The sequence below is a fragment of the Kitasatospora sp. NPDC093558 genome (genome assembly GCF_040683475.1).
Taxonomy (GTDB): Bacteria; Actinomycetota; Actinomycetes; order Streptomycetales; family Streptomycetaceae; genus Kitasatospora.
Map to the genome: position 1 here is coordinate 1 of NZ_JBFBDY010000272.1, position 8,571 is coordinate 8,571.

General features: G+C 71.8%; 7 protein-coding genes. 2 read left to right on the forward strand and 5 right to left on the reverse strand.

The annotated features are described in order from the left end of the window. Window positions 1-27: 27 nt before the first annotated feature. Window positions 28-1,254 carry a glycosyltransferase family 2 protein gene (locus AB0O00_RS23000; protein ID WP_363654615.1) on the reverse strand — a complete coding sequence of 409 codons (1,227 nt, stop codon included), beginning with the start codon at window positions 1,252-1,254 and terminating at the stop codon, window positions 28-30. Window positions 1,255-1,590: 336 nt separating this feature from the next. Between AB0O00_RS23000 and AB0O00_RS23005 the strand changes: the two genes are divergently transcribed. Then, the gene (locus AB0O00_RS23005) at window positions 1,591-2,472 is read left to right on the forward strand and encodes a beta-glucanase (protein WP_363654617.1); all 882 of its coding nucleotides are present in this window, start codon (window positions 1,591-1,593) and stop codon (window positions 2,470-2,472) included. Here AB0O00_RS23005 and AB0O00_RS23010 read toward each other — a convergent pair. After that, entirely contained in the window at window positions 2,391-3,092 is a 702-nt protein-coding gene (locus AB0O00_RS23010) for a class E sortase (RefSeq protein ID WP_363654619.1), read from the reverse strand. The genes AB0O00_RS23005 and AB0O00_RS23010 overlap by 82 nt on opposite strands. Window positions 3,093-3,255: 163 nt before the next feature. Next, window positions 3,256-4,617 carry a type I glutamate--ammonia ligase gene (gene glnA / locus AB0O00_RS23015; protein WP_329930938.1) on the reverse strand — a complete coding sequence of 454 codons (1,362 nt, stop codon included), beginning with the start codon at window positions 4,615-4,617 and terminating at the stop codon, window positions 3,256-3,258. A gap of 198 nt (window positions 4,618-4,815) precedes the next feature. Between glnA and AB0O00_RS23020 the strand changes: the two genes are divergently transcribed. Then, window positions 4,816-6,570, forward strand: coding sequence for an NAD+ synthase (locus tag AB0O00_RS23020; protein ID WP_363654621.1), 1,755 nt, complete (start codon window positions 4,816-4,818; stop codon window positions 6,568-6,570). A gap of 8 nt (window positions 6,571-6,578) precedes the next feature. Here AB0O00_RS23020 and AB0O00_RS23025 read toward each other — a convergent pair whose 3' ends face one another. Both AB0O00_RS23025 and AB0O00_RS23030 read right to left on the reverse strand, forming a co-directional pair. Further along, a complete protein-coding gene (locus AB0O00_RS23025; protein WP_363654623.1) occupies window positions 6,579-7,643 on the reverse strand; it encodes an endonuclease/exonuclease/phosphatase family protein in 1,065 nt (354 codons plus the stop codon). Between the two features lie 238 nt (window positions 7,644-7,881). Further along, a partial coding sequence (locus AB0O00_RS23030; protein WP_363654625.1) for a TetR/AcrR family transcriptional regulator occupies window positions 7,882-8,571 on the reverse strand: 690 nt, incomplete at its 5' end.

The window sequence follows — 8,571 nt, forward strand, 5'->3', positions numbered from 1 at the left end:
GCCGTGGCGCGGGCGGTCGACACGGTGTCAGGCTCGCTCCGGCATCCGGTTGACCAGGTGCCAGAGCAGTGCCGACAGCAGGACCGAACCGGTCGCGGCGGCGCCGGTCATAACCAGGATCTCCCGGTCGAGCAGGCTGCCGGAGAGCACTCCGACGAGGCCCGCACAACCACCCGCAAGGGTGAGCACCAACCGCCGGCGTTCCGACATCCGGGTGATCTCGACCCGGCGTCCCTGGCGGCCCGTCCAGGAGGTCAGGTGCCGGCCCAGCACCCATTCCCGGAACATCACCCAGAGGGACACGACGGTGCCCATGGTGCCCACCACGAGATACGCCGGATAACAGCCGAGGGTCCGTCGGATCCCGATTTGCAGGGCGGCCGTCCCGAACGTCAGTGCCACCATCACCAGGAACCACAGACCCATCCACCGGAATGCGTCGAAATGCGTGAACCTGGTGGCCAGCTGATAAAGCAGCGAGAGGTATCCGAAAGCCATCAGGGTGCTGTCCACGAGCATCGCGCCGAATACCCGGGTGAACCCCCAGCTGCGGAAGAACAGGCCGCGGTGCTTGTACAGCGCCTGCGCCCAGCCGGCCGCCCACCGGTGGGTCTGCGCCCAGTAGACGGACCAGGTGCCGGGGTCGCGCACGCAGACGTACGCGCCGGGCACGAATCCCGCCTTCCGTCCGGCGCGGTTCATCTTGAGCGCCAGTTCGACGTCCTCGCAGAGGCTGTCGGTGGACCAGCCGCCGACCGCCCGGACGGCCTCCGTGCGGTACACGCCCGCACAGCCGGAGAGCACGGCGACCCAGCCGTGCCACGACTCGACCGTCCGGGACATCCGGTGGGCCGCCGCCCACTCGATCGTGCGCGAGCGCTGGAACACGCCCTTCACGCTGTGCGGCGTGACGGACATGCAGACGCCTCCGTAGTCCTTCGCGCGGATGCGCTCCAGGCAGGTCTCCAGCGTCCGGTCGGTGGCGAAGTAGCTGTCCGCGTCGAGCAGGGCCACGAATTCGGTGGTCACCTGCGCGAGTGCGAGGTTGAGCGATTCCGGCTTGCTCCTGCGGTCGACCTCCAGCACGTCGGCGCCGCACCGCCGGGCGATCGCCGCCGTGTCGTCGGTGCAGGAGTCCGCGATGACGAGCACGGTCCGCGGGCCCGCCGTCTGGCCGAAGGCGGACCTCACCGCGTCCGCGATGAAGTCCGCCTCGTTGCAGGCCGGAATCAGGACGGTCAGCGATTCGGTCACCGCCTGGAAAACCACTTCACGGCCGCGCCGATCGCGGCGGCGGCACCGCCGGTCGCCAACAGCGCCAGCGAGGCGACGCCGGTGTGAGCGAGTCCGTACATAGTTGTTCCTCACTGAGTTGTCCGACTTTGTCTTCGGTGAAATTCGTGCCGAATTCGAAGGAATTTGCGAGCACCGGGCCACCGCCATAAACCCGCATTTTTTCTACCACGAACCGGACGGCCCGGGGCATTAACACACCAATCCGGATCCCGCCGGTCGGGGCGTCCTCCCGGAATTCATCCGGATGGCTCCGCCCGTGCGCGGACGGGTCGTCCGGCCTGGATCCTGGGCGGCATGGCTATCCGCATGCTGCTGGCGACGGCGGTGACGACCGCCGTGCTGCTGGCCGCCGTCCCCGCCGGGGCCGCACCCGCCGCTCCGCGGTCGGACGACACCACCGTCCTGCTGGACCGGTTCGCCACGTCGGACCTGGGACCGGGCCAGCGGTGGGGGTGGAAGAGCGGTGCGTACGCCCACTGCACCGACAACCCCAACAGTTGGAAACTCGACCGGTTGACCCAGGACGCCCTGAGCACGACCGACGGGCACCTGACCATCACCGCCAGCCACCGCCCGGACGGCGCCTGGGACACCGGGCTGCTGACCACCGGCGACTCCTGCGGCTCCGGAGGCGACGGGTTCCAGCTCCACACCGGCGACCTGGTGACGGTGCACGTCCGGCTGCCCGCGGCGGACACCGGCGCCTGGCCCTGCATGTGGACCTGGCGGGACGGCGCCAACGAGCTCGACCTGTTCGAGTGGTACGCCGACCACCCGGACCGGATCGAGTTCGTCAACCACGTCCGCCTGGCCAGCACCGTCTACTCCGGCCCGGAGATCGGCCCCGAACGCTGGGTGTACGTGGCCGTCCGGCTCGGTGCCGACAACGACACCTGGTACGTCGGCCCGTCCCGGGACCGGCTGACCCCGGTGTGGTCCGACGGGACGGGCGTCGGGCCGGACTTCGCCGCCTACCTGATCCTCAACCTCTCGATCGGGGACGGGACGTTCCACGCCCCGGCGTCCCGCACCGACCCCGTCACCATGGAGGTCGACCTGCTGAGCGTCGAACACCCCCCGGCCCCGGCCCCCGCTCAGCGCAGTTCCACCGGCGGCACCCGCCCGGGGGCCATCGCCTCCTCCCGGACCAGGCTCCCCCAGACCACCAGCCGGTAGAGCGAGGTGTACGCGGGCGTGCACGTCGTCAGGGTGATGTAGCGCCCCGGCGCGTGGTACGGCGAGCCGACGGGGACGGGCGCGATCACGCCCACGTCGTCCGGCGAGGTCTCCGGCAGCACGCCGTCGACCCGGTAGACGTACCAGCGGTCCCTGGTCTCGACCACCAGGGCGTCGCCCGGACCCACCCGGTCCAGGTCGTGGAACCTCGCGCCGTGGCCGTCCCGGTGCGCCGCGAGGGCGAGGTTCCCCTCCCCCTCCCACGGCGGCACCGAACGGTACGGCCACGTGTACACACCGGCCACGCCGTCCGCCAGGGTCTCCTCGTCCGTGCCCGGCCTGATCAGCACCTGGTAGTGCCGGCCCATGGCGGGCACGTGCAGGAAGCCGAGGTCGCCCCGGCCCCAGCCGGGGAGCGGTGCCGGGGTCTCCGCGGCCGCCGGCGGGGGCGCGGACGGGACGGCGGCCGACCAGCTGTCGCGCAGCCGCCCGGCGGCCCGGTCCGCCTGCCGGTCCGACACCACGTTGCTCCACCAGAGCGCGTACACCGCGAAGAGCGCCACCAGCAGGCCGAACGTCAGCAGCACGTCCCCGACGCCCCGGGCCACCGCCCGCCCCATCCCCACTCCCCTCGCCGCCACCGGACCGGCCGCCACTCCAGCGCCCCGTCCCGCCCGACCGCAAGCCGACACACGCCGCGGCGGCGTCTGTCCCCCGAACGCAGTAACGCGAAGAGGTCCGCCCGACGGCCGTCGCCGGGCGGACCTCTTCGTGGAACGGGCCCTACAGCACCTGGAGGTTCTTCCGCAGCTCGAACGGCGTCACCTCGGAGCGGTACTCCTCCCACTCCTGGCGCTTGTTGCGCAGGAAGAAGTCGAAGACGTGCTCCCCGAGCGTCTCGGCGACCAGCTCGCTGCGCTGCATCAGGTCGATGGCCTCGCCGAGGTTCTGCGGCATCGGCTGGATGCCCAGGGCGCGGCGCTCGGAGTCGGTGAGCGCCCACACGTCGTCGTCGGCGCCGGGCGGGAGCTCGTAGCCCTCCTCGATGCCCTTGAGGCCGGCCGCGAGCGTCACCGCGTAGGCGAGGTACGGGTTGCAGCCGGTGTCCAGCGAACGGACCTCGACCCGGGTCGAGCCCTGCTTGCCGGGCTTGTACATCGGCACCCGGATCAGCGCCGAGCGGTTGTTGTGACCCCAGCAGATGTACGACGGGGCCTCGCCGCCGGCGCCCGCGGTGCGCTGGGAGCCGCCCCAGATGCGCTTGTAGGAGTTCACCCACTGGTTGGTGACGGCGGCGGTCTCGGCGGCGTGCTTCAGCAGGCCGGCGATGAAGGAGCGGCCGACCTTCGAGAGCTGGTACTCGGCGCCGGACTCGTGGAACGCGTTGCGGTCGCCCTCGAACAGCGAGAGGTGGGTGTGCATGCCCGAGCCGGGGTGGTCGGAGAACGGCTTCGGCATGAAGCTCGCGTGCACGCCCTGCTCCAGCGCGACCTCCTTCATGACGAGCCGGAAGGTCATGATGTTGTCGGCCGTCGACAGCGCGTCGGCGTAGCGCAGGTCGATCTCCTGCTGGCCGGGCGCGCCCTCGTGGTGGGAGAACTCCACCGAGATGCCCATCGACTCCAGCATCGTGATCGCCTGGCGGCGGAAGTCGTGACCCACGCCGCGCGGCGTGTGGTCGAAGTAGCCGGACTGGTCGGCGGGGATCGGCGGGGTGCCGTCACCCGGCAAGTTCTTCAGCAGGAAGAACTCGATCTCGGGGTGCGTGTAGAACGTGAAGCCCTGCTCGGAGGCCTTCTCCAAGGTGCGCTTGAGGACGAAGCGCGGGTCGGCGAAGGAGGGCGAGCCGTCCGGCATCAGGATGTCGCAGAACATCCGCGCGGTGCCCGGCGTCTCCGAGCGCCACGGGAGGATCTGGAAGGTGGTCGGGTCCGGCTTGGCGATCATGTCGGACTCGTAGACCCGGGCGAAGCCCTCGATCGCCGACCCGTCGAAGCCGATGCCCTCCTCGAAGGCCTGCTCCAACTCGGCCGGCGCCACCGCGACCGACTTGAGGAACCCGAGCACGTCGGTGAACCACAGCCGGACGAACCGGATGTCACGCTCCTCGAGCGTCCGAAGCACGAACTGCTGCTGCTTGCCCATGGGGACAGTCTCACCTCTGCTCTTTACGCTCGTGTTACGCGCGGAAGACCCCCGAAAGACCCAGGGGAAGCGACTGCCCCCATCATGGCCGATCATCGGCCCCGACGGCAGTGCCGACCCCCCTGCCGTCCCCCTCGCCGCCGTCCCGCCGACCCCCTGCCAGGACATTGCGTCAGATCGACGATTACACTGTGAGCCATGCCCAATCTCCGTCTCGCCCTGAGCCAGATCGACCCCTGGGTCGGTGACCTCGCCCGCAACAGCGATGAGGTGGTGCGCTGGACCAAGCAGGCCGTGGACGCCGGCGCCCAGCTGGTCGCGTTCCCCGAGATGGTCCTGACCGGCTACCCGGTCGAGGACCTCGCGCTGCGCCGCTCCTTCGTCGAGGCGTCCCGGGCCGCGCTGGTCGAACTGGCCGGGCGGCTGGCCGCCGACGGGCTGGGCGAGGTACCGGTGGTGGTCGGCTACCTCGGGCGCTCCGAGCACGCCTCCCCGCGCCTGGGCCGCCCGGCCGGCTCGCCGCAGAACTGCGCGGCCGTGCTGCACCGGGGCGAGGTGGTGACCCGCTTCGCCAAGCACCACCTGCCCAACTACGGCGTGTTCGACGAGTTCCGCTGGTTCGTCCCGGGCGACCAGCTGCCGGTGCTGCGGGTGGACGGCGTCGACGTCGCCCTGGCGATCTGCGAGGACATCTGGCAGGACGGCGGCCGGGTCACCGCCGCCCGCGAGGCCGGGGCCGGCCTGCTGCTGGTGATCAACGGCTCGCCGTACGAGCGGAACAAGGACGACCAGCGCCTCGACCTGGTGCGCCGCCGCGCCGCCGAGGCCGGCTGCACCCTGGCGTACGTCAACATGGTCGGCGGCCAGGACGAGCTGGTCTTCGACGGCGACTCGGTCGTCGTCGGCGCGGACGGCGAAGTCCTGGGCCGCTCCCCGCAGTTCGAGGAGCACCTGATGGTGCTGGACCTCGACCTTCCCGCCGCCGGCAGCGACCACACCGACGGCCTGCTGCTGAGCGACGGCCTGCACCTGGTCCGCACCGAACTGGACGGCGGGCCGCGGCCCGTCCCCGCCGAGAAGCTGGCCGCCGAGGTGGCGCCGCGGATCTCCGACGAGGCCGAGATCTGGGCCGCGCTGGTCTCCGGCACCCGGGCGTACGTCGCCAAGAACGGCTTCCGCTCGGTGCTGATCGGCCTCTCCGGCGGCATCGACTCGGCACTCGTCGCCTCGATCGCGGTCGACGCGATCGGCGCCGAGAACGTGCACTGCGTCTCGATGCCGAGCCGCTACTCCTCCGAGCACTCCAAGGACGACGCGGCCGACCTGGCCCGCCGCACCGGCCTGCACTTCCGGACGGTCTCGATCGCCCCGATGTTCGACGCCTACCTGGGCGCCACCGAACTGACCGGCCTGGCCGAGGAGAACCTGCAGTCCCGCCTGCGCGGCACGCTGCTGATGGCGATCTCCAACCAGGAGGGGCACATCGTGCTCGCGCCCGGCAACAAGAGCGAACTGGCGGTCGGCTACTCGACCCTGTACGGCGACTCGGTCGGCGCGTACGGCCCGATCAAGGACGTCTACAAGTCGCTGATCTTCCGCCTCGCCCGCTGGCGCAACGAGGAGGCCGAGCGCCGCGGCGAGGTGCCGCCGATCCCGGAGAACACGATCCGCAAGCCGCCGTCCGCCGAACTGCGCCCGGACCAGGTGGACACCGACTCGCTGCCCGACTACGACCTGCTGGACAGCGTGCTGGCCCGCTACATCGAGGGCGACGAGGGCCGGGACGCGATCGTCGCGGCCGGCTTCGACCCGGCGGTCGTGGACCGGGTGGTGCGCCTGGTGGACACCGCCGAGTACAAGCGGCGCCAGTACCCGCCGGGCCCGAAGATCTCGGTCAAGAACTTCGGCCGGGACCGCCGCCTGCCGATCACCAACCGGTGGCGCAGGGGCTAGGACACGCCCTAGTTGTACGCGTAGGCGGCGGCCACCGCGAGGTGGTCGCTGCCGTCCCGGGGCAGGGTGCGGGAGTCGACCGGGCGCAGGCCGCCCTTGCTCATGATCTGGTCGATCCGCGCCATCGGGAAGGACGACGGCCAGCTGAAGCCGAAGCCGTCCCCGGCCGCGCCCTGCGCCGAACGCATCTGCGAGGTGACGGGCGCCAGGCTGCGGTCGTTCATCGTGCCGTTGAGGTCGCCGAGCAGCAGCACCTTCTTGAGCCGCTCGGCCTCGATCGCGTCCCCGAGGGCCTGCGCGCTGACGTCCCGCTGGGCGACGGTGAAGCCGCCCTCGGCCTTCAGGCGGACGGACGGCAGGTGCGCGACGTACACCGCGACCGGGCCCTGCGGGGTGGTGACCTCGGCCCGGAAGGCGCGGGTCCAGCCCATCTTGAGGTCCACCGGCTGGACGTCGGCGATCGGGTACTTCGACCACAGGCCGACGGTGCCCTCGACCGCGTGGTACGGGTACGCGGGGGCGAGACCGGTCTCGTAGCCGCGCAGCGCCTTGCCGGCCAGCTCCTGGAGGGCGACGATCTGCGCGCCCGAGTCCACCAGGCCGCGGACGGTGCCCGGCACGTCGGTGTTGCCGGCGGCCACGTTGTGGGTGACCACCGTCCAGTCGCCCTTGCCGCCGCTCTTGTCGGTGAGCAGGCCGCCGAACAGGTTGGCCCAGAGCACCACCGGCACCAGCAGGGCGATCAGCGCGGTGGCCGAGCGCCGCAGCAGGGCCGGCACGAGGAGCACCGGCACGGCCAGGCCGAGCCAGGGCAGGAACGTCTCCAGGAGGCTGCCGAAGTTGCCGGGGCTGTTCGGCACGTCGGCGTGGAAGCCCAGCAGCAGGCCGGTGAGCAGGGCCAGCGCGGCCACGACGAGGCCGCGCCGCCACGTGGTGGCACCGCGCCCGTCCCGGCCCCACCGGCGCAGGCCCAGGAACCGGCCGCCCAGGTCCCCTCGGACGGGCGCGGCGCCCGCGGGGGCCGGGGCGCTCTCCTCGCCCCTCACCCGGTCGGTCCTGTCCGCCTGCGTCATCCGTGGCTCCCGTTCGCTCGTGCCCTCGCCGGTCCGCCGCCCGGCCCGTGGGGGCCGGCCCATCTGGGTATGGGCTATGTGCCGGACTGGTGCCGGTTTGATCGCATCCCGGCTCAGCCTATGCCGGGACAGACGCGGGTCTGCCGGAGCGGGTTCCGGCGTGGCCCGCTTTGGTGAGCGAGGCCACGCCGGGGGGCGGGCGGGAACGGATCGGGACCGGACGGGGACGAACCGGCGCTCAGGCGCGCGGCGAGAGGCCGTCGAGCAGGGCGTCGATCATCTTGGCGGCCAGCTCCGGGTCCTCCAGGTCGGAGTCGTCCCACAGGATGCTGCGGTAGAGGATCGGGCCCATCAGCAGGTCGCCGAGCAGGTCGATGTCGAGGTCGGCGCGGAGCACGCCCTCGTCGACGGCGCGTTGCACGAGCGCGAGCGCCGCCGCGCGCCGGGGCCGCACCACGCGCTCGTAGTAGGCGTTGTGCAGCTCGGGCAGGCTGTGCATCTGGCCGAAGGCGGCCTTGAGGATCCAGCGGCTGCGCTTCGCGAGGCCGCGCCGCCGCATGTAGTCGATCATCTCGACCAGGTCGTCCCTGGCGCTGGCGCCGGTCGGCTCCGGCATCGCGATCTCCAGCCGGCTGACCACGTCGACCAGCAGGGCCTCCTTGTTGGGCCAGCGCCGGTAGATGGTGGCCTTGCCGACGCCCGCGGCGGTGGCGATGCCCTCGATGGTCAGCTCGGACAGCGTCGCACCACCGGCCATCAGGTCCTCGACCGCGGTGAAGATGGCCAGCTCGGCGGCCTCGCTGCGCGGACGGCCGCGGCGGACGGCCGCGCAGGGCGGCGCGGCCTCGGCGGTCGGGGTGTCCGTCTTCATCCCGCTGGTCTCCCTGGATGTGCGCGGGCGCGAGGGCGCCGTTCCGTTGTCTCCCAT

Excerpts from the sequence above, each read along its gene's own strand:
- AB0O00_RS23005 (WP_363654617.1), top strand. The coding sequence starts at position 1,591 with ATGGCTATCCGCATGCTGCTGGCGACGGCGGTGACGACCGCCGTGCTG.
- AB0O00_RS23010 (WP_363654619.1), bottom strand. The coding sequence starts at position 3,092 with ATGGGGCGGGCGGTGGCCCGGGGCGTCGGGGACGTGCTGCTGACGTTC.
- glnA (WP_329930938.1), bottom strand. The coding sequence starts at position 4,617 with ATGGGCAAGCAGCAGCAGTTCGTGCTTCGGACGCTCGAGGAGCGTGAC.
- AB0O00_RS23020 (WP_363654621.1), top strand. The coding sequence starts at position 4,816 with ATGCCCAATCTCCGTCTCGCCCTGAGCCAGATCGACCCCTGGGTCGGT.
- AB0O00_RS23025 (WP_363654623.1), bottom strand. The coding sequence starts at position 7,643 with ATGACGCAGGCGGACAGGACCGACCGGGTGAGGGGCGAGGAGAGCGCC.